Annotated in this window: 20 protein-coding genes; 9 read left to right on the top strand and 11 right to left on the bottom strand. The window is 74.2% G+C overall.

What is annotated here, in order from left to right:
* Positions 1 to 28: 28 nt before the first annotated feature.
* Entirely contained in the window at positions 29 to 634 is a 606-nt protein-coding gene (locus LTT61_RS06270; protein ID WP_233018984.1) for a hypothetical protein, read from the top strand.
* The gene (locus LTT61_RS06265; RefSeq protein ID WP_233020890.1) at positions 631 to 1,362 is read left to right on the top strand and encodes a cobalt-precorrin-6A reductase; all 732 of its coding nucleotides are present in this window, start codon (positions 631 to 633) and stop codon (positions 1,360 to 1,362) included. The genes LTT61_RS06270 and LTT61_RS06265 overlap by 4 nt, the downstream gene beginning before the upstream one ends.
* Positions 1,363 to 1,411: 49 nt before the next feature.
* On the opposite strand, the gene LTT61_RS06260 is transcribed toward LTT61_RS06265, so the two are convergent.
* The 4 genes from LTT61_RS06260 to cobG are packed head-to-tail and all read right to left on the bottom strand — an operon-like array spanning position 1,412 to position 5,456.
* On the bottom strand, positions 1,412 to 1,948 hold the full coding sequence (locus LTT61_RS06260) for a PadR family transcriptional regulator (protein WP_233018983.1): 537 nt from the start codon (positions 1,946 to 1,948) through the stop codon (positions 1,412 to 1,414).
* Positions 1,949 to 1,973: 25 nt separating this feature from the next.
* On the bottom strand, positions 1,974 to 3,611 hold the full coding sequence (locus LTT61_RS06255) for a precorrin-2 C(20)-methyltransferase (RefSeq protein ID WP_233018982.1): 1,638 nt from the start codon (positions 3,609 to 3,611) through the stop codon (positions 1,974 to 1,976).
* Positions 3,608 to 4,243, bottom strand: a complete 636-nt coding sequence (locus LTT61_RS06250; RefSeq protein WP_233018981.1) for a precorrin-8X methylmutase — start codon at positions 4,241 to 4,243, stop codon at positions 3,608 to 3,610. The genes LTT61_RS06255 and LTT61_RS06250 overlap by 4 nt, the downstream gene beginning before the upstream one ends.
* Before the next feature lie 25 nt (positions 4,244 to 4,268).
* Positions 4,269 to 5,456, bottom strand: coding sequence for a precorrin-3B synthase (gene cobG, locus LTT61_RS06245; protein ID WP_233018980.1), 1,188 nt, complete (start codon positions 5,454 to 5,456; stop codon positions 4,269 to 4,271).
* A 212-nt stretch (positions 5,457 to 5,668) separates the two neighbouring features.
* Between cobG and cobN the strand changes: the two genes are divergently transcribed.
* Entirely contained in the window at positions 5,669 to 9,406 is a 3,738-nt protein-coding gene (gene cobN / locus LTT61_RS06240; protein ID WP_233018979.1) for a cobaltochelatase subunit CobN, read from the top strand.
* Positions 9,407 to 9,413: 7 nt separating this feature from the next.
* Here the strand turns inward: cobN and LTT61_RS06235 are convergent, their stop codons facing one another.
* The gene (locus LTT61_RS06235) at positions 9,414 to 9,677 is read right to left on the bottom strand and encodes a helix-turn-helix transcriptional regulator (protein ID WP_233018978.1); all 264 of its coding nucleotides are present in this window, start codon (positions 9,675 to 9,677) and stop codon (positions 9,414 to 9,416) included.
* Between the two features lie 99 nt (positions 9,678 to 9,776).
* Between LTT61_RS06235 and map the strand changes: the two genes are divergently transcribed.
* Positions 9,777 to 10,541 carry a type I methionyl aminopeptidase gene (map, locus tag LTT61_RS06230; RefSeq protein ID WP_233018977.1) on the top strand — a complete coding sequence of 255 codons (765 nt, stop codon included), beginning with the start codon at positions 9,777 to 9,779 and terminating at the stop codon, positions 10,539 to 10,541.
* 3 nt (positions 10,542 to 10,544) lie between these two features.
* Here map and LTT61_RS06225 read toward each other — a convergent pair whose 3' ends face one another.
* From LTT61_RS06225 to LTT61_RS06215, 3 genes are all read right to left on the bottom strand, one after another.
* Complete coding sequence (locus tag LTT61_RS06225; RefSeq protein ID WP_233018976.1) at positions 10,545 to 11,189, bottom strand: dihydrofolate reductase family protein; 645 nt, start codon at positions 11,187 to 11,189, stop codon at positions 10,545 to 10,547.
* A gap of 75 nt (positions 11,190 to 11,264) precedes the next feature.
* Positions 11,265 to 12,284 (bottom strand): hypothetical protein, encoded by a 1,020-nt coding sequence (locus LTT61_RS06220; protein ID WP_233018975.1) that lies wholly within the window; start codon positions 12,282 to 12,284, stop codon positions 11,265 to 11,267.
* A 40-nt stretch (positions 12,285 to 12,324) separates the two neighbouring features.
* Positions 12,325 to 13,038 carry a VOC family protein gene (locus LTT61_RS06215; RefSeq protein ID WP_233018974.1) on the bottom strand — a complete coding sequence of 238 codons (714 nt, stop codon included), beginning with the start codon at positions 13,036 to 13,038 and terminating at the stop codon, positions 12,325 to 12,327.
* A gap of 74 nt (positions 13,039 to 13,112) precedes the next feature.
* Between LTT61_RS06215 and LTT61_RS06210 the strand changes: the two genes are divergently transcribed.
* Together LTT61_RS06210 and LTT61_RS06205 are read left to right on the top strand one after the other, a co-directional pair.
* The gene (locus LTT61_RS06210) at positions 13,113 to 13,667 is read left to right on the top strand and encodes a PadR family transcriptional regulator (protein WP_233018973.1); all 555 of its coding nucleotides are present in this window, start codon (positions 13,113 to 13,115) and stop codon (positions 13,665 to 13,667) included.
* Positions 13,668 to 13,690: 23 nt separating this feature from the next.
* The gene (locus LTT61_RS06205; RefSeq protein ID WP_233018972.1) at positions 13,691 to 14,086 is read left to right on the top strand and encodes a PPOX class F420-dependent oxidoreductase; all 396 of its coding nucleotides are present in this window, start codon (positions 13,691 to 13,693) and stop codon (positions 14,084 to 14,086) included.
* On the opposite strand, the gene LTT61_RS06200 is transcribed toward LTT61_RS06205, so the two are convergent.
* From LTT61_RS06200 to LTT61_RS06190, 3 genes are all read right to left on the bottom strand, one after another.
* Complete coding sequence (locus tag LTT61_RS06200) at positions 14,087 to 15,490, bottom strand: metallopeptidase TldD-related protein (RefSeq protein WP_233018971.1); 1,404 nt, start codon at positions 15,488 to 15,490, stop codon at positions 14,087 to 14,089. It lies immediately after the preceding gene.
* On the bottom strand, positions 15,487 to 17,028 hold the full coding sequence (locus LTT61_RS06195) for a TldD/PmbA family protein (RefSeq protein WP_233018970.1): 1,542 nt from the start codon (positions 17,026 to 17,028) through the stop codon (positions 15,487 to 15,489). The genes LTT61_RS06200 and LTT61_RS06195 overlap by 4 nt, the downstream gene beginning before the upstream one ends.
* 80 nt (positions 17,029 to 17,108) lie before the next feature.
* Positions 17,109 to 17,876 carry a TSUP family transporter gene (locus tag LTT61_RS06190; protein ID WP_233020889.1) on the bottom strand — a complete coding sequence of 256 codons (768 nt, stop codon included), beginning with the start codon at positions 17,874 to 17,876 and terminating at the stop codon, positions 17,109 to 17,111.
* A gap of 42 nt (positions 17,877 to 17,918) precedes the next feature.
* On the opposite strand from LTT61_RS06190, the gene LTT61_RS06185 reads away from it, so the two are divergent.
* From LTT61_RS06185 to LTT61_RS06175, 3 genes are all read left to right on the top strand, one after another.
* Positions 17,919 to 19,079 (top strand): sensor histidine kinase, encoded by a 1,161-nt coding sequence (locus tag LTT61_RS06185; protein ID WP_233018969.1) that lies wholly within the window; start codon positions 17,919 to 17,921, stop codon positions 19,077 to 19,079.
* Positions 19,080 to 19,100: 21 nt separating this feature from the next.
* Positions 19,101 to 19,760: a response regulator gene (locus LTT61_RS06180; RefSeq protein ID WP_233018968.1), complete on the top strand. Its 660-nt coding sequence runs from the start codon at positions 19,101 to 19,103 to the stop codon at positions 19,758 to 19,760.
* A 62-nt stretch (positions 19,761 to 19,822) separates the two neighbouring features.
* Positions 19,823 to 20,311, top strand: a complete 489-nt coding sequence (locus LTT61_RS06175; protein ID WP_233018967.1) for an FxsA family protein — start codon at positions 19,823 to 19,825, stop codon at positions 20,309 to 20,311.
* Positions 20,312 to 20,324 lie beyond the last annotated feature (13 nt).

The following is a 20,324-nucleotide window of genomic DNA, read 5'->3' as shown; positions in this document are numbered from 1 at the left end:
AAACCGGATTTTCCTGATGGGGAGACAGATGAAGTACAGCAAGTTCGCCGCCACCGCGCTGCTCGCGGCCGCCGCCACCGGCATCGCCTCCGGCACCGGCTACGCGGCCCCGGTCCCCGCCGCGCCCGCCGAGCAGCAGCAGCCCGCCTCGCCCTCGGTGCAGGGCCAGGACAAGGGCGTCGACTACGCCGTCGCGCTCGCCGACGCGGGCAAGTCGATCGTCACCACGGTCACCGGCGGCGCGTTCAGCCTGAACGCCGACCAGGGCTCGGTCACCCTGACCAACGCCGCGGGCGAGGTCGTCACCACGATCCCGCTGAGCGGCAAGGCGCAGGACAGGGACGTCGCGATCGGCGCCGCCGTCAGCGCGGACGGCACCGCCCTCACGCTGACCCCGGTCGCCGGTTCGGTCGGCGGCATCAAGGACATCTCCTCGCAGGACTGGTTCTTCGCCGAGCTGCAGCGCGCCTCGCTCGGTGCCGCCGTCGGCGCCGTCATCGGCGCCCTGCTCGGCCTGGTCGGCATCGTCACCATCATCCCGGGCGCCGTGATCGGCGGCGTCATCGGCCTGCTCGTGGCCGGCGGCCCGTCCCTGCTGAACGCGGGCGCCGCCTACTTCAGCGGCCAGCCCTGACCCGGGTTCTGATCCTGGGCGGAACCGCCGAAGCGCGGAGCCTCGCCTCCATCGCGGCCGGCGAGCAGGGACTCGATATCGTGTCCTCGCTCGCCGGCCGCGTTCGTGCGCCCGTGCTGCCCGAGGGGGAGGTGCGGGTCGGGGGGTTCGGCGGGGTCGCGGGGTTGCGGGAGTACCTCCGCGACAACGCGATCGACATCCTGGTCGATGCCACGCACCCGTTCGCCGCGGTGATGAGCTCGCACGCCGCCGAGGCGGCTGCCGCGGCAGGCATCCCGCTGCTGCACCTGCGCCGCCCCGGCTGGGTTGCCGCGCAGGGGGATTCGTGGACCCGCGTGCCCGCGCTGCCCGACGCCGCCGCCGGGCTGCGCGGCCGGGTCTTCCTGACCATCGGCAGGCAGGGCGTCTCCGCCTTCGCCGATGTCGCGGAGGCGTGGTTCCTGATCCGCGCCATCGACCCGCCCGACCCGCCGCTGCCCGCCGCGCACGAGATCCTGCTCGCGCGGGGGCCGTTCGCCGTCGATGACGAGATCGCGCTGCTGCGCGCGCACCGGATCGACGTGCTGGTCACCAAGGACAGCGGCGGGCCGGATACCGAGGCGAAGCTGGTCGCCGCCCGCGAACTCGGGGTGCCGGTGATCGTGGTCGACCGGCCCCCGCTGCCCGCCGGTGGCGCGCCGGTGGTCGCCGGCGTGGACGAGGCGATGGCGTGGCTGCGGGGGCGGTGATGTCGTGCGGAGAGCTCCGCACCCGGTGCGGTGTTCCCGGAAAGACGGCTCACCCCGGCGGGCGGCCGTCCAGGATCGCGGCGAGATCGTCGAACCAGCCGAGTACCGCGCGCTCGTAGCGGATGCCGAACTCCAGTGTCGCGCGCTGGTAGCGGGCCTGCGGCGGGCACTCCTCGGCCAGGTAGCCGGCCAGGCGTTGCTGGTGCACCGTGCGGTTCGCGGCGACGATGCGGTCCACGTGCGAGCGGTCCAGGTGTTCGCCGAAGGAGAGCGTGAGGAGCAGCGGGACGCGGATGGTCTCGGTGCCGGGGTCGCGGGCGATCCACTCGCCGAAGGCGGCCTTGCCCGCCTCGGTGATGCGGTACGGGGTGCGCTCGCGGGCGCCCGCCGCGCCCTTCTCGACCAGCCCCGCGGCGTCCATGGCGGCGAGTTCGCGGTAGACCTGGCTCTGGGTGACGGTCCAGAAGTCGCCGATCCGCTGCTGGGCCTCGGTCACCAGGTCCCAGCCGGAGCGCGGGCCCTCGTGCAGGAAGCCGAGCAGCGAGGCCGCGGTGGCGTTCAGCGGTTTGGTCTTGGGTTCGGTCATGCTGCGCACCTTCCTTTGTGGAATATTAGCGCGGCAGGGCGGCGTAGCGGCGCGAGGTGAAGACCCGCCGGCCGTGCACCGCGGTGGTGGAGGCGCCGATGATCAGCAGGGTGCGCATGTCGACCTCGGCCGGGTCGAGCTCGGCGAGCGCGACGACGCGGACGGATTCGGCCGGGCCGCCGACATCGCGGCCGAGGATCACCGGGGTGTCCGGGGCGCGGTGCTCGAGCAGCAGGTCCCGCATGGCGCCGACCTGCCAGGTGCGCTGGGACGATCCCGGGTTGTAGACGGCGATGGCCATGTCGGCGGCGGCGACCGCGGCGAGCCGCCCGGCCACCACCTCCCACGGCTTGAGGCGGTCGGAGAGCGAGATCGTCGCGTAGTCGTGGCCGAGCGGGGCGCCCGCCCTGGCCGCGACGGCGTGCGCGGCGGTGACGCCAGGCAGCACCCGGACCGGGACGCCCGCCCAGCGCGGGTCCGCGGCCTCCTCAAGGACGGCGGCGGCCATGGCGAAGACGCCGGGGTCGCCCGAGGAGACGACGGCGACGCGGGCGCCGCGCCGGGCCAGGTCGAGCGCCATCGCGGCGCGCTCGGACTCCACCCGGTTGTCGCTGGCGTGCCTGCGCTGGCCCGGCCTGGGCGGGACCCGATCGATGTAGGTGGTGTACCCGACGAGGTCGGTCGCCTCGGCGAGGGCCGCGGTGACCTCGGGCGTGGTCCAGTTCGGGTCGCCCGGCCCGAGGCCGACGACGACCACCTCGCCGCCACTGCCCGCGAGCGCGCCGCCGTCGCCACTGCCCGCGAGCGCGCCGCCGTCGCCACTGCGCGCGGCGGGCGCCGCACTGTCGCCGGTGCCGGCCCGGCCGCCCCGCTCGGCTCCGTTGTCGCTCGCCGCGCGCGGAGGCTCCGCTCGAACCCCTGCCGCGGTCAGCGGAATCCGCGTCTCCGGCTTCGGCCCTGGCACGACGGCGATGGCGAAGTACGGGACGCTGCTGTCGTCCACGTCGGCGGCGCGCTGAATCCGCTGCCGACCGGTGCTGGCGCGCTCGACGTAGAAGGCGTCGTCGAGCCGGCCGGAGTCGGCGAGCGCCTGCCGCACGGCCGGATACGTGCGGCCGAGCTTGAGGACCGCCGCCGCCTCGGTGGAGCGCAACCGCTCGGCGAGCTCGGCGGCGGGCAGCGTGCCGGGCAGCACGGTGAGCACCTGCTCGCCCTCGACCAGCGGGGTGCCGAGCGCGGCCGAGGCGGCGCTCACCGAGGTCACGCCCGGAACGACCTCGGCCTCGAAGCGATCGGCGAGCCGCCGGTGCATGTGCATGTACGAGCTGTAGAAGAGCGGGTCACCCGCAGCGAGCAGCGCCACCGAGCGCCCGGCCGCGAGGTGCGCCGCGAGCCGCTCGGCGGCCTGCTCGTAGAACTCGTCGATGGCACCCTGGTACCCGCCGGGATGGTCGGTGGTCTCGGTGGTGACCGGGTAGACGAGGTGCTCCTCGAGCTGCCCCGCCCGCAGGTAGGGCGCCGCGGTCGCGCGCGAGATGCTGCGCCCGTGCCTGGCGCTGTGGAAGGCGACCACATCCGCCGCGCCGATGATCCGCGCCGCCTTGACGGTGACGAGTTCCGGGTCGCCGGGGCCGAGCCCGATGCCCCACAGCTTGCCGCTCACTCCGTCTCGCTCGCGATCGCGTTCAGCGCCGACGCGGTGACGGCGCTGCCGCCGCGCCTGCCGCGCACCGTCAGGTACTCGACCCCGCCGTAGCAGATCAGCGCCTCCTTGGACTCGGCCGCGCCGATGAAGCCGACCGGGATGCCGAGGATCGCGGCGGGGCGCGGGGCCCCGGCGTCGAGCATGTCGAAGAGGTGGAAGAGCGCGGTCGGCGCGTTGCCGATGGCGACGACGGCGCCGGCCAGCCGGTCCCGCCACAGCTCGAGCGCGGCGGCGGAGCGGGTGGTGCCGAGCTCGGCCGCGAGCGCGGGGGTGCGCGGGTCGCCGAGGGTGCAGAGCACCTCGTTCTCGGCGGGCAGGCGCTTGCGGGTGACGCCGGCGGCGACCATGGTCGCGTCGCAGAGGATGGGGGCGCCCGCCCGGAGCGCGGTGCGGGCGGCGGTGACGACGCCGGGGGAGAAGGCGATGTCGTCGGCGAGGTCGACCTGTCCGGTGCCGTGGATCATCCGCACCGCCACCTGCGCGACGTCGGCGGGGAAGCGCTCCAGGTTCGCCTCCGCCCTGATGGTGGCGAAGGACCGCCGGTAGATCTCGGCGCCATCGGTGAGGTAGCCGGCACGGGTTACGGACATGGGCACAACAGTAGGACGTGGGCGGTCAGGGCCCGGTCACCCGGTAGCCGTCCGGGCCGGCGACGATATCGGTCGCCGGGCCGTGCGGGTGCCCGCACCGCCGCTCGCACCCGGACCAGTGCTGGCGTCCGGACGCCAGGACGTCCCCGGCGGGAATCGGGCCGAGCGCCGCACCCGTCCCGTCGGCAGGGCTCGCCACCCGCCCCGACTCCACCGCGGCGGTGGCATCGGCGCGCACGTCCGTGTGCGACTTCGCGCACCCTGGCGCCCCGGCGCAGCTGCTGACCCGCACCCACGGCGACTCCGCGTCGAAGATCAGCCCCATCGGGGCGAGCACCCGGACCACCTGCTCGGCGCTCCACTCGTCGAGGTCGGGGAGGACCAGCCCGCGCCACGGCGTCACCAGCACCGGCTTCTCGACGGCCGCGACGAAGAGCGCGGTGCGCGCGGGCAGCACCCCGAGCCGGACCCCGGCGCCGAGCGCGACCAGCCCGTCGTCCTGCGGGAGCCAGCCGATCGGCGGGTGGTCGGCGGGGTCGGGGAGCACCGGCCCCGGCGCGGTGGAGGCGAACCCGAGCAGCTCGCGCACCCGCGCGGCCCCGTCCGCGACCTCGGCCAACCGCCACCCGCCCCCGCGGACCTGCGCGAAGGCGCGGGCGGCGGCGAGCACCAGCCCGACCGCGTCCCCGGCGGCGACCCGGATCCCGCTGTCCGCCCCGGCGAGCAGCACCGCGAACACCCCGGGCTCGACCGCGTGCAGGCCGATGTCGCCGCCGAACCCGCTGACGTCCCCGCGCCCGTCGTCCAGCGTGAAGAGCACCCGGCCCGGCAGCCCGGCCAGCTCCGGCGCGGCCCGCAGCCCGGCATCGAGCGCCGGGACCAGCTCGCGCACGTCGGCCACCCCGCCTGCCAGCCCGGAGAGCGGCGAGGCGACGATATTGCGCACCCGCTCGTGGGTGGCGGTCGGCAGCAGCCCGGCCGCGCCGAGCCGCTCGGTGAGCGCGGCGGCGTCCCGGATCCCGCGCAGCTGGACGTTCCCGCGCGAGGTCAGCTCCAGCGCGCCGTCCCCGAGCTCCGCCGCCGCCTCGGCCAGCGCCTGCAGCCCGGCGGCTCCCAGCTGCCCGCCGGGCACCCGCACCCGGGCGAGCGGCCCGTCGGCGGCCTCGTGCAGCCGCAGCACCCCCGGGCAGGAATCAGCATCCGATCGCGTCATGACCGCTCCAGCCTACGGACCCCCTGCGGCCGCCGCCGCCCCCGGAACCTCGCGTCGAGCGCCCCCACCTGCTGCCGGTAGCATCCCGGATGCTTGCGGGAAGCCACGAGGAAACCGGTGCGAGTCCGGTGCGGTCGCGCCACTGTTCACAGCCAGACCCTCTCCGGCGAGCACCACATCCCGCTGGGCGCGTCTCCCGAGGAAGGTCGTTCGTGATCCTGCTGCTCTCCACCTCCGACACCGATCTGCTGAGCGCCCGCGCCAGCGGCGCGGGCTACCGGTGGGCCAACCCCGCCCGGCTGCTGGTCGACGACCTGCCCGCGCTGCTGGACGGCGCCGACCTGGTGATCGTCCGCATCCTCGGCGGCAAGCGCGCCTGGGAGGAGGGGCTGGCCGCGCTCGGCGCCGCCGGCGTCCCGCTGGTCGCGCTCGGCGGCGAGAACGCCCCGGACGCCGAGCTCATGGAGCTCTCCACGGTGCCGGGCGGCGTCGCCGCCGACGCGCACAACTACCTCGCCGCCGGCGGTCCGGACAACCTGCGCGAGCTGCACCACTTCCTCTCCGACACCGTCCTGCTCACCGGCATCGGCTTCCGCCCGCCGGTGCGGCTGCCCGCCTGGGGCGTGCTGGAGCGGGCGGCCGCCGCGCTCGACGGCCCGACCGTCGCGGTGGTCTACTACCGCGCCCAGCACCTGGCCGGGAACACCGGCTACATCGCCGCGCTCTGCGACGCGCTGGAGGCCGCGGGCGCCAGGCCGCTGCCGGTGTACTGCGCCTCGCTGCGCACCGCCGAGCCCGCGCTGCTCGACACCCTGCGCGCCGCGGACGCCCTGATCGTCACCGTGCTCGCGGCGGGCGGCAGCACCCCGGCCACCGCCGCCGCGGGCGGCGACGACGAGGCGTGGGACGTGGCCGCGCTGGCCGCGCTCGACGTCCCGATCCTGCAGGGGCTCTGCCTGACCTCCGGCCGCGCGCAGTGGGCGGCGAACGACGACGGCCTCTCCCCGCTGGACGTCGCGACGCAGGTGGCGGTGCCGGAGTTCGACGGCCGGATCATCACGGTCCCGTTCTCCTTCAAGGAGTTCGACGCGGACGGGCTCTCCACCTACGTGCCCGACCCGGAGCGCGCCGCCCGGGTCGCCGGGATCGCGACCAGGCACGCCCGGCTCCGGCACATCCCCGCCCCGGAGAAGAAGCTGGCGCTCATGCTCTCCGCCTACCCGACCAAGCACGCCAGGATCGGCAACGCCGTCGGCCTCGATACCCCGGCCAGCACCATCCGCCTGCTGCACGAGCTGCGCGCCGCCGGGTACGACATCGGCGACCCCGGCGAGGTGCCCGGGCTGGAGGAGCGGGACGGCGACGCGCTCATCCACGCGCTCATCGCGGCGGGCGGGCAGGACCCGGACTGGCTCTCCGCCGAGCAGCTCGAGGGCAACCCGGTGCGGATCGGCGCCGCCGCCTACACCGCCTGGTTCGAGACGCTGCCGGACGAGCTGCGCGAAGCGGTGATCGCGTCCTGGGGCCCGCCGCCGGGTGAGCTCTACGTGGACCGCTCGGCCGACCCGGCAGGCGAGATCGTCATCGCCGCGCTGCGGTTCGGCAACGTGGTGCTGATCGTGCAGCCGCCGCGCGGGTTCGGCGAGAACCCGGTCGCGATCTACCACGACCCGGATCTCGCGCCGAGCCACCACTACCTGGCGGTGTACCGCTGGCTGGCGGACGGGTTCGGCGCGGACGCCGTCGTGCACCTGGGCAAGCACGGCAACCTGGAGTGGCTGCCTGGCAAGACGCTCGGCATGTCCGCCGCCTGCGGCACCGACGCCGCGCTCGGCGACCTGCCGCTGATCTACCCGTTCCTGGTCAACGACCCGGGCGAGGGCACGCAGGCCAAGCGCCGGGCGCACGCCACCCTGGTCGACCACCTGATCCCGCCGATGGCGCGCGCCGAGACCTACGGCGACATCTCCCGGCTGGAGCAGCTGCTCGACGAGCACGCCAACATCTCCGCGCTGGACCCGGCCAAGCTGCCCGCCATCCGGCAGCAGATCTGGACGCTCATGCGCGCCGCCAAGATGGACCACGACCTGGGGCTCGCCGAGCGTCCGGAGGAGGACGTCTTCGACGACATGCTGCTGCACGTCGACGGGTGGCTCTGCGAGATCAAGGACGTGCAGATCCGGGACGGGCTGCACATCCTCGGCCAGGCGCCCGCCGGGGAGACCGAGCTCGACCTGGTGCTCGCCATGCTGCGCGCCCGCCAGCTCTGGGGCGGTGAGCACTCGGTGCCGGGGCTGCGCGAGGCGCTCGGCCTTGACGAGTCCGGGGGCGAGTCGCGGACCCGCGTGGACGACGTCGAGGAGCGCGCGCGCTCGCTGGTCGCCGCCCTCCAGGCCGCGGACTGGTCGGTCGACGCGGTCGACGCCATCGTCGACGCCGCCGCCGCGAACCTCGCCGCCGCGAACGTCGCCGCCGCGAACGCCGTCGCCGCGAACGCCGTCGCCGCGAACGTCGCCGCCGCGGGCGGTCCGGCGGACGCCGCGCGCGACGCGCTCGGGGCCGCTGCCGACAGCGCCGCGCGCCCCGCGCTCGACGGCGTCACCGACACCGAACCCGTGCGCGCGGTGCTCCGCTTCGCGGCGCGCGAAGTCGTCCCCCGCCTGCGCGGCACCGGCATCGAGCTGGACCGCGTCCTGCACGCCCTGAACGGCGGCTTCGTCCCGGCCGGCCCGAGCGGCTCCCCGCTGCGCGGCCTGATCAACGTCCTCCCCACCGGCCGCAACTTCTACTCGGTCGACCCCAAGGCGGTCCCGTCCCGGCTGGCCTGGGAGACCGGCCAGGCCATGGCCGACTCGCTGCTCGAGCGGTACCTGGCCGACCACGGCGAGTACCCGCGCTCGGTCGGGATCTCGGTCTGGGGCACCGCGGCCATGCGCACCTCCGGCGACGACATCGCCGAGGTGTTCGCGCTGCTCGGCGTGCGCCCGGTGTGGGACGAGGCCAGCCGCCGCGTCACCGCGCTCGAGGTACTCGACCTCGCCGAGCTGGGCCGCCCCCGGATCGACGTCACCGTCCGGATCAGCGGCTTCTTCCGCGACGCCTTCCCGCACGTGCTCGCGCTGCTGGACGACGCGGTGCGGCTGGTCGCCGGGCTGGACGAGCCCGCCGAGCAGAACTACGTCCGCGCGCACGCCGCCGCCGACCTCGCCGAGCACGGCGACGAGCGCCGCGCCACCACCCGGATCTTCGGTTCCAAGCCGGGTACATACGGCGCAGGCCTGCTACAGCTCATCGATTCCAAGAGCTGGCGCACCGACGACGACCTCGCGCAGGTCTACACCGCGTGGGGTGGCTTCGCCTACGGCCGCGACCTGGACGGCGCCCCGGCCGCCGACGACATGCGCACCGCCTACCGGCGGATCGCGGTCGCGGCGAAGAACACCGACACCCGCGAGCACGACATCGCCGACTCCGACGACTACTTCCAGTACCACGGCGGCATGGTCGCCACGGTGCGCGCGCTCACCGGGAAGAACCCGGAGGCCTACATCGGCGACAGCACCCGCCCGGACGCGGTGCGCACCCGCACCCTCTCCGAGGAGACCACCCGGGTCTTCCGCGCCCGCGTGGTGAACCCGCGCTGGCTGGAGGCGATGCGCAGGCACGGCTACAAGGGCGCCTTCGAGATGGCCGCGACCGTCGACTACCTCTTCGGCTACGACGCCACCACCGACGTGGTCGCCGACTGGATGTACGAGAAGCTCAGCGAGAGCTACGTCTTCGACGACGTGAACCGCAAGTTCATGACGCAGTCGAACCCGTGGGCGCTGCACGGCATCGCCGAGCGGCTGCTGGAGGCCGCCGAGCGCGGCATGTGGGCGCAGCCCGAGCCGGAGACGCTGGACCGCCTGCGCGAGGTCTACCTGGAGTCCGAGGGCGAGCTGGAGTAGCGCGGGGTCAGGCGGTCTCGGCCAGCCCGGCCGAGCGCCAGACCTCGGCCAGTTCCTGAACCGGCAGGTCGAGCGCGTGGCAGAGCGCGACGACGGTGCCGAAGCCGGGGGAGGGCAGCCGCCCGGTCTCGATCTTGCGCAGCGTCTCGGGCGAGATCCCCGCGGCGTGCGCGATCGCGCCCGGGTCGCGCTCGCCCCTGGCGGCGCGCAGCCGCGTGCCGAGCCTGCGCCCCGCTTCGAGCTGGGCCGGGGTCAGGGGGAGGCGAACCATGCGGACACCGTAGCGGCCGGTATTGATATACCGCAAGAGCTGGTATTCAAATACCGTCTCGGCTACCGTTGCTCCGGTATTCCTATACCGGAGGTGCCCATGGTCGAGTTGAAGTCCCCCGCGGAGATCGCGCGCATGCGGGTCACCGGCGCGTTCGTCGCCGACGTGCTGGCCGGGGTCCGCGACCGCGCCGTGGTCGGCGTGAACCTGCTCGACCTGGAGCGCTACGTGCGCGACCGGATCGCCGAGCGCGGCGCCGTCTCCTGCTACTGGGACTACGCCCCGTCCTTCGGCCGCGGCCCGTTCCGCAACACCGTCTGCCTGTCGGTGAACGACGCCGTGCTGCACGGCCTCCCGTTCGACTACGCGCTGCGCGACGGCGACGTGCTCACCGCCGATCTCGCCGTCACCATCGACGGCTGGGCCGCCGACGCCGCGATCACCACGGTGGCGGGCACCCCGGACGCCGAGGACCTGCGGCTGATCCGCGCCACCGAGGAGGCGCTGGCCGCCGCCGTCGCCGCCGCGCGGCCGGGCAACCGGATCGGCGACGTCTCCGCCGCCATCGAGGCGGTCGCGCGGGCGGCGGGCTACCCGGTGAACACCGAGTACGGCGGCCACGGCATCGGCCGCACCATGCACGAGGAGCTGCACATCCCCAACGCCGGGCGCGCGGGCCGCGGCTATCCGCTGCGCCCCGGCCTGACCATCGCCATCGAGCCCTGGTTCGCCCGCACCACCGATCGCATCGTCACCGACCCGGACGGCTGGACCATCCGCTCCGCCGACGGCTCGCGCACCGCGCACACCGAGCACACCGTCGCCGTCACCGCCGACGGCCCGCGGATCCTCACCGCCGTCTGAGCGCTACCGCCGCCAGAACAGGTGGTGCACCACGCCGCTCGTGCTCGGCACCCGCTCCAGGTGGAACCGATCCGTGAGCTCGTCCGGGCTACGCCACAGCCGCTCGCCCCTGCCGAGTTCGATCGGGGCGACCGACACGTGCATGGTGTCGATCAGGTCGGCGTCCAGGAACTCCCGCACGGTCTGCACGCCGCCGCCGATCCGCACGTCGCGGCCGTCCGCTGCCGCGAGCGCGCGATCGAGCGCCTCCCGCGGCGTGGCGTCCAGGAAGTGGAAGGTGGTCTGCCCGAGCGTGATGGCGGGGCGCGGGTGGTGGGTGAGCACGAAGACCGGGGTGCGGAACGGCGGCTCCGCGCCCCACCACCCCTCCCACGAGTGGTCATCCCACGGCCCGCGCTGCGGCCCGAACTTGTTGCGCCCCATGATCTCCGCGCCGATGTTGCGGTCGAAGTCGCGGGTGAAGTAGTCGTCGAGGCCGTAGCTGCCGCCCGGCTCGGCCCGGTTCACCCAGTGCGCGGTCGCGCCCGCCCAGCCGAGCAGCGCTCCCGGGTCGGCGTGGCCGAAGGGGCGCTCGCGGCTCTGGCCCTCGCCTGCGCCGAAGCCGTCGGCGGAGACGCCGAAGTTCTGTACCCGCACGAGTGGTGGCACGGTGGGTTCCTCCCGGTAGGGGACGCTGTCCGCCGGGACGCTACCGCGACCCGGTGACAGGTTCGGCCGGGCCGATCACCACTCGCCGTCGGCCACCGGCTTCGTGCCGATCGGGATGACCGGGAGCGGCTGCGTGACGGCCGGATTCTCGCCCTCGTCGGCCAGCCAGTCGCCGGTGGGGCGCACCACGGCGAGTTCGTCGGCGGCGGGCAGGTCGTCGGCGTCCGCGTCGTAGTACTCGTACCACGGCAGCCCGTGCTCGGCGTAGGCGTGCGCGGTGATCGGGGTGGCCGGGGCCGGTTCACCGGTGATCGCCTTCCACTCCGCCGCCGAGGCGAGGTGCACGAAGACCCGCCCGGCCGGCTCCGGCCGGTAGTCGGTGAGCGGGCGGGTGTCGGCGACGATCTCCTGCCGCATGGTGCCGCCCGCCCCGAGCCCCATCGCCCGCCGCGGCCGCGGGCCCCCGGCCCGAGCGGGGGCGCCCGCGGGCGCGGGCGCCGAGTACGCCGCGGGCGCGGCAGGCATCGGGCCGCCCGCCCTGGCGACCGGCGGCCGGGCCCGCTGCTCGGCCTCCAAGGCCGACCGCGCCGCCGCGGTCAGCGGGTGCACCGCCAGCTGCACCCCGCCCCACTGCTCGGCTCCGGTGACCTGCCCCTCGACGGTCGCGCCGAGTCCGAGCGGCACCGCGACGAACTGCCTGACCGTCCCGGTGCCGGAGTTGATCCCGTCCAGCCACGGCTGCCGCGGGAGCGCGAGGTAGTTCTGCGGCTTCCGCGCCAACGCCCCGCTCCACGGCTTTCCGGAGACCGCGCACACCTTGCCGATCCCGACCCGCAGCGCGGCGGGCGCGGCCGCGGAGAACCGCAGCCACATGGCCTCCCGCTGGTACACCGGGAGCATCACGCCGCCGCGCTCGCGCCACTCGGCAGGCGCCGTCTCCGGGTAGTCGGCCACCCGGCGCAGCGGGAACGACCCGAGCCCCGGCGGCAGCGGGTAGGTGCCCTCCTCGGGGAGCCGGAGGGTGCGGACGAAGGTCACCCGCACCCCGCCGGGCAATTCCAGCGCATCGCCGATCAGCTGCACATCCGTGGACATGGTCGCCGATCCTTCCCGCGATGACGGCCGCGCGCAAACCTCAGTCGGCGTCCAGCCACTCCGCGAGATCGGTGGCGATCCGCAGGTGCTCGGCGATCGCCTTCCGCTCCTCGGCGCTCAGCTCCAGCTCGGCGATCTTTCCGCGCAGCTCGGCGGCGCGGGCCGAATTCTCCTCGGCCACCGCGATTTCCACCAGGTCGGCGAGGGCGTGCGCGCGCTCGAGTGCGGTCGCGGTGGCGCCGTGCCTGCGCAGCCCGGCCTCCAGCGCGCGCCGCGCGGCGGGGTCGTCCTGCTTGGAGAAGCGCAGGATCCGGGCATTGTCGATGACCTTCGCCAGCCCGGTGAGCTTCGACGAGCCGCCGTACTCCATCTCCGGTTCGTCGTGCCGGATGTAGGTGACGCCGTTACCGGCCGGGTCGTAGACGGTGAACCGGGTCTGCCCCGGCCGCATCCGGGTGATCCGGGGGATGCCGCGCGCGGGCACCTTCCCGTACTTCGCGCGCAGCGCCGCGCTGAAACCGGCGTGCAGCTCCTCCACCTCACCGACCATCACGAGGCAGCCGACATTCTCGGTGCTCCGGTCCCCGGCCTTCGGCGGAGCGAAGAAGTGCAGGTCGTAGCCGGGCCGGTGGATCGCGCCGTAGCTGTACGGCCGGGTCTGCTCGTGCGTCACCTCGTATCCGAGCGCCCGGTAGAAATCCAGCGTCGCGCTCAGCTCGCCCGCCCACATGACCGGTACGGCGGTATCCGCCACAACCCCTCCTAGGTAGTCAAATTTGATTACCAGGCTAGGGTTGGCACGCATCGCTCGTCAAGGAAGGGGCGCGGATGGCCGCGGTACGCCTGCTCGTGCTCGGGGTGATCCGCGGGCGCGGCTCCGCACACGGGTACGCGGTGCGCCGCGAGCTGCTCGACTGGCGCGCCGAGACCTGGACCAACGTGCGCCCCGGCTCGATCCACCACGCGCTCAAGCAGCTCACCGCCGAGGGCAAGCTGCGCGAGCTCGGCACCGAGCCGGGCGAGCGCGGCCCCGGCCGGACGCTCTACGCGCTGACGGCGGCGGGCGAGCGGGAGTTCCGCACGCTCATGGACGAGGCGCTGGTGAGCATCGACATGGAGGAGCTCGGCGCCGCCATCGCCTTCATGGACGCGCTGCCCCGCGCGCACGTGCTCGCGCGATTACGCGAGCAGCGAACACGCAGCGCCGAGGTGGAGCGCGAGCTGCTCGGCATGGTGCCGGATTTCCCCGGCCGCTACGAGACGCCGCACACCACCGACCTGCTGGAACTCTGGAGCAGCGTCTTCGGCAACCTGACCGGCTGGACCGACGGCGTGATCGCGCGACTCGAGGCGGGGGAGTACCGCATGGCGGACGATCGCTGACGTTCCCGGCTACGCTGCCGGGCATGAGCACAAGCTTCGGCGCCGTCGCCACCGCGAACTACGTTCTGCTGACCACGTTCCGCAAGGACGGCACGCCGGTGGCGACGCCGGTCTGGGCGGTCTCCGAGGGCGACACCCTCTACGTGTGGACCGAGACCAACGCGGGCAAGGTCAAGCGGATCCGCCGGGACGGCACCGTCACCCTGCAGCCCTGCTCGGCCAGGGGCAAGCCGACCGGCGACGTGATCGAGCACGGCAGCGCCCGGGTGCTGGACGCCGCGGGCACCGAGAAGGTGCGCTCGCTGCTGCGCCGCAAGTACTGGCTCACCGCGCCGCTGCTGATCCTCGGCAGCAATATCCGGCGCGGCAAGGACGGCACCGTCGGGCTCGCCATCACCCCGGCTGCCGCCCCGGCCTGATCAGGTCGCCTTGCTCACCGAGGACATGTGGAAGTCCGGGATCCGCAGCGGCGGCATGGCCGTGCGGGTGAACCAGTCCTTCCACTCGCGCGGCAGCGTGATCTCGGTGGCCCCCGCCTCGGCGGTGCGCCGCAGCAGGTCCAGCGGGCTCTCGTTGAACCGGAAGTTGTTCACCGCCGCGGTGACCGCGCCGTCCTCCACCAGATAGACGCCGTCCCGGGTGAGCCCGGTCAGCAGCAGCGTGGCCGGGTCCACCTCGCGGATGTACCAGAGCGTGGTGAGCAGCAGGCCGCGCTCGGTGCGCGCGACCATCTCGTCGAGCGTGGCCGCCGAGCCGCCGGTGAGCAGCAGGTTGTCGCCGGGCACGGTGGGCGCGGTGCCGAACTCGGCTGCGGTGGCGCGCGGGTAGACCAGCGAGCGCACGGCGCCGTCGCGCACCCAGTCCACCCGCTCGGCGGGTAGCCCGTTGTCGAAGACCGAGAGCAGCTCCGAGGAGGCGGGCGTCGCCACGAACGGCCGGTACTCCAGCCCGGCGGCGGCGGGGTCGGAGTACAGCGTGAGCGGGAGCTGGGTCAGCTGCTCGCCGATCCTGGTGCCGCCAGCGCGGGAGAAGGCGGTGTGCCCCTCGTGCGCGGCCCTGCCCTCCATGGACCAGGTCAGGTAGATCATCAGGTCGGCGACGGCGGACGGCGGCAGCAGCGTCTCGTAGCGCCCGGCGGGCAGCTCGACCCGGCGGCCCGCCCAGTCCAGCCTGCGGCTCAGGTCGGCGAGGAGCCCCGGGGTGTCCACGTCGGCGAAGTCGGTGGTGCCGACCCCGACCCAGGCGCTGGCCACCTCGTCGCCGCTGCCGCGCTTGCCGTTGATCTCCACCGAGCCGGTGGGCTGGGTGAAGCGGCGCCGCACGCCGGTCGAGGTGCCGAGCCAGGTGGTGTGCACCTGGTGGTGCGCGAAGCCGTAGAGCCGGTCGGCGCCGTCGAAGCCGCCTGCCAGGTCGCCCGCCAGTCGAGCGAAGACCTCGATGTCGGTGCCGGCGGGTGCGGCCGCCCAGTCGTCGTCGCCCGCACCGCGGGTGGCGGCGGCCTCGAGCAGCGGAACCGCGTCACCGGCCGGGGTGGCGGCGCGCGCGGCGGCCTCGGCGGCGCGGACGACGGTGCCGATCTCGCCGGGGTCCATGCTGGTCGAGCCGACCACGCCGACCCGGGCCGCGTTCGGCCCCTCGCGCACGATCGCCACCACCGACCACTGCCGCGCCACCGACGAGCCGTTGGTGGTCATGGAGTTCCCGGCCCAGCGCAGCGATGCCTCGTGCGCGTCGGTGACCAGCACGATGGTCTCGTCCGCGGTGGAGTGCGCGAGCGCGCGCTCCACCAGTTCGCCGCCGGGGACGGTCTCGTTCGCGGTCACTGCCCCGCCTCCGCTCGGGTGTTCAGGACATTGATGCCGCGCACCAGGATCGACGGGCAGCCGTGGCTCACCGCGGCGACCTGCCCCGGCTGCGCCTTGCCGCAGTTGAAGGCGCCGCCGAGCCGCACCGTCGACGGCCCGCCCACGGCCTCCATCGCGCCCCAGAAGTCGGTGGTGGTGGCCTGGTAGGCGACGTCGCGCAGCTGCCCGGCCAGCTCGCCGTTCCGGATCCGGAAGAAGCGCTGCCCGGTGAACTGGAAGTTGTACCGCTGCATGTCGATCGACCAGGAGCGGTCGCCGACGATGTAAATGCCGTCCTCGACCCGGGAGATCAGCTCGGCGGTGCTGGTATCGCGCTCGGGGTCGGGCTGCAGTGAGACGTTCGCCATCCGCTGGATCGGCACGTGGTGCGGGGAATCGGCGTAGGAGCAGCCGTTCGAGCGCTCCAGCCCGAGCCGCGGCGCGAAGACCCGGTCCAGCTGGTAGCCGACGAGCACGCCGTCGCGCACCAGGTCCCAGCGCTGCCCGGCCACGCCGTCGTCGTCCCAGCCGGTGCTGGCCAGCCCGAAGCGCTCGGTGCGGTCGCCGGTGACATGCATGACCGGGGTGCCGTACCGCAGCGTGCCCAGCTTGTCGGGGGTGGCGAAGGAGGTGCCCGCGTAGGCGGATTCGTAGCCGATGGCGCGGTCGTACTCGGTGGCGTGGCCGATCGACTCGTGGATGGTGAGCCACAGGTTGGTCGGGTCGATCACCAGGTCGGCCGGGCCGGCGACGACGCCGGGCGCCTTCACCTTCTCGGCCAGCCAGCCGGGGATCCGGGCCAGCTCGTCGGCCCAGTCCCAGACCCCGTCCGCGCCGGTGACGTACTCCCAGCCGCGCCCGGCCGGGGCGGCAAGGGTGCGCATGGACTCGAAGACGCCCGAGCCCGCGTCCACCGTGACCGCCTCCAGCTGCGGGTGCAGCCGCACCCGCTGCTGGGTGATCGCCGACCCCGCGGTGTCGGCGTAGAAGGTCTGCTCCTTGACCTGCAGCACCGACGCCGACACGTGATCGACGCCGTCGGCGGCGGCGAGCCGCTCGGAGTACTCCTGCAGCAGCGTGACCTTGTCGCCGGTCGGCACCGCGAAGGGGTCGATCGCGTAGTCGGAGACGTAGCGCGCGTCGGCGTAGACCGGTTCGTCGGCCAGCTCGACGCGCTCGCGGTTCAGCGCCCGCAGCGTGGTGGCCACGTGCACCGCGCGGCGGGCGACCTCGGCCGCGGTCTCCGCGGTCAGCACCGCGTGCGAGGCGAAGCCCCAGGTGCCGTCGACGATCACCCGCACCGCGAAGCCGAGCTCGGTGCCGTCGGTGATCGCCTCGACCCGGCCGTCGCGCAGCCGGATCGACTGCGTGACCAGGCGGTGCACCCGCAGGTCGGCGTGCGACGCCCCGGCGTCGCGGGCGGCGCCGAGTGCCGCGTCGGCCAACCGGCGCAGCGGCAGCGCGAGGAATTCGGCGTCCACCTCGTGCGGTGCGCCGGGGGAGTGCGAAATGCTCACCCGCCCACGCTAGCCGGTGGCGCGCGCTCCCCGCGATCCGAATTCGCCGCGCGGGGTGTCGTGTCGCGGGCACCGCCGGGTCAGCCGAACTGCTGCCAGCCCAGCCGCAGCACCATCCCGAGCACAACGACCAGCAGCACGATCCGGACGAACCCGGCCCCGCGGGCGAGCGCCATCCGCGACCCGACCACCGCGCCGGCGATGTTCGTCACCGCCATGGCCGCGCCGAGCGCGACCAGGATGTGCCCGGTGAGCGCGAAGTAGAGCAGCGCGCCGACATTGGAGCCGCAGTTGATCACCTTGGCCATCGCGGCGGCGCGCACGAACTCGGTGCCGAGCAGGGTGGCGAAGGTGATGATCAGGAAGGTGCCGGTGCCGGGGCCGAGAATGCCGTCGTAGAAGCCGATCAGCCCGGCTGCGAGCCCGATCACCAGCAGCGTGCGCCGCCGGGTCGGCGGGTCGGTCGCCATGGTGACCCCGATCGCGGGCCGCAGCGTCACGAAGATCGCCACCCCGACCAGCACCACCAGCACGATCGGGATGAACAGCTCACGGTCGATCAGCGAGACCGCCGCGGCACCCGCCGCCGCCGTCACCGCGGCCAGCAGCGCCGCCGGGATCAGCACCGGCCAGCGCAGCGGCACCCGGCGGGCGAAGGTCAGCACCGAGGCGAAGGTGCCCGCGACCGCCGCCATCTTGTTGGTGGCGAGCGCGGTCTGCGGCGTGATGCCGGGCGCGACCAGGAGCAGCGTCGGCAGGATGATCAGCCCGCCGCCGCCGACCACCGCGTCCACCCAGCCCGCGGCCGCGGCCGCCGTGAGCAGCACCATCCAGTCCGTCACCTGCACGGTCCCAGCCAAGCAGACGGCCACCGGCCTAGGGTGGGCGGCGTGCGCCGGTTCAGCCTGTGGGTCCGAGACAACCCCGTCGTCGCCGACTCGGTGCTCGCCCTCGGGCTCTTCCTGCTCGACCTGACCGCGCTGCAGGGCAGCACCCAGAAGCCGGTCTTCCTGGTCTTCGCGCTGCTGCTGCCGCTGCCGGTGGTGGTGCGCCGGGTCTACCCGCGCACCGCCGCGCTGGCGCTGTTCGTGCTCTCCCAGCTGAGCACCGGGCTCTCCGGCGCGCTCGGCGACCACACCCTGCACCCGAGCTCGCTCGGGCTCGGGCTCGCGCTGTACACCCTGGTCGCCTACGTGGGCAGGCGACAGGGGCTGTTCTATCTGGCGCTGCTGCTCGCCGACGGCGTGAGCACCACGCTGGTGCTGCACCAGGACCCGACCGCGGTGATCGCCTTCACGATCACCTTCTACGCGCTGTGCTGGACGCTGGCCGAGTTCACCGGCGCCAGGCACGCCTACGACACCGAGGTGCAGGCCAGGCTCGCGGTCGCCGACTACGACCGGGAGCGCCGCGCGCACGACGCCGTCGCCGCCGAGCGCACCCGGATCGCCAGGGAGCTGCACGACGTGGTCGCGCACACGGTGAGCGTGATGATCGTGCAGGCCGACGGCGCCCGCTACACCCTGCGCCGCGACCCCGACGCCGCCGAGCGCGCGCTCGGCACCATCGCGGGCACCGGCCGGGACGCCCTGCGCGAGCTGCGCCGCACCGTCGCGCTGCTGCGCACCGAGCACGCCCCCGACGACCTGCCGCAGCACGGCACCGCCGGGATCGCCCGGGTGGTGGCGATGATGCGGGACACCGGGCTCGCGGTCGACCTGGAGCTCAGCGGTGAACTCGACGACGTCCCGCCCGAGGTCAGCCTGGGCGTGCACCGGGTGGTGCAGGAGGCGCTGACCAATACGCTGCGGCACGCGGGCGCGCACCCCAAGGCGTGGGTCACCGTGCGCCGCACCGGCGACCGGGTGTACATCGAGGTGGTCGATACCGGCGGCGTCCCGGTGCACACCGCGATCACCGGCAGCGGGCTCGGGCTGGTCGGCATGCGGGAGCGGATCGCGGTGCTCGGCGGGGTCATGGCGGCCGGGCGCGAACCGTCCGGGCGCTGGCGGGTGGCCGCGGAGCTCCCGGTGCACCGGGAAACCCCGTGACACCGCCGATACAGTGGGGACGTGCCGATCACCGTGCTCGTCGTGGACGACCAGGAACTCATGCGCATGGGGCTGGAGATGGTGCTGGGGGCGCACGACGACCTCGTGGTGGTCGGGCAGGCGGAGAACGGCGCCGCCGCCATCGGCAAGGCGAAGGAGCTGCGCCCCGACGTGGTGCTGATGGACGTCCGGATGCCGGTGGTGGACGGGGTCACCGCGACCGCCCGGATCCTGGAGGCCGGCGACGGCTGCAAGGTGCTCGTCATGACCACCTTCGACCTGGACGAGCACGCGCTCGGCGCGCTGCGCGCCGGGGCCAGCGGCTTCCTGCTCAAGGACACCCCGCCGGAAGACCTGGTCTCCGCCATCCGCAGTGTCGCCGCCGGTGACGCCGTCGTCTCACCCAAGGTCACCAAGCGGCTGCTGGACCGGCTGATCGCCGAGGACCCGGTTCCCTCCCGCGACCCCGAGGTGCTGGCGGCACTCACCGCCCGCGAGCGCGAGGTGCTGGAGCAGATCGCGGCCGGGCGCTCCAACGCCGAGATCGCCGGTGAGCTCTTCCTCTCCGAGGCGACGGTCAAGACGCACGTGGGCCGGGTGCTCACCAAGCTGGGGCTGCGCGACCGGGTGCAGGCCGTCGTGCTGGCCTACGAGACCGGATTGGTACGCCCGGGCGGGTAGCGCCGGGAGAAAAATCGGGCGCTCGCGCGTTGGTACTCCTAGATCGTCCCGGAAGGAACGCCATGCCCGCCGTACTGCTCGCCGTCTACCTCGTCGCCGAGGTCGCCACCTTCGTCGCCGTCGCGCACTTCGCCGGCGTCGGCGCCGCGATCCTGCTGCTCATCGCCTGCTCTGCCGTCGGGGTCCTGCTCGTGGCCGGGCAGGGCAGGAAGGTGCTCGACGGGTTCCGCCGGGTCGGCCGCGGCGAGCTGCGGGCGGGCACCGCCGTCGCGGACGGCGCCCTCGTCGCCGCGGGCGCGCTGCTCGTGCTCGTCCCCGGGCTTCTCACCTCGGTGCTCGGGCTGCTGGTGCTGCTGCCGCCGACCCGCGCGCTGCTGCGCCCGGCGCTCACCGCCTTCGCCGCGCGCCGGGCCGCGCGGGTGCTGGACACCGTGCAGGGCAACCGGGTGATCATCGACGCCGACGGCACCGTGGTGGACGGCTCGGTCGTGCGCACGGTGTGGGATCCGGCGACAGGCGATTCCGGCGGCCGCTCGCTGACCAAGGGCTGACCCCGCCCGGCGC

Source organism: Nocardia asteroides (assembly GCF_021183625.1).
Taxonomy (GTDB): domain Bacteria; phylum Actinomycetota; class Actinomycetes; order Mycobacteriales; family Mycobacteriaceae; genus Nocardia; species Nocardia asteroides_A.
Note: the sequence above shows the minus strand (reverse complement) of the source record. Positions and strands in the feature narration are given on the sequence as shown.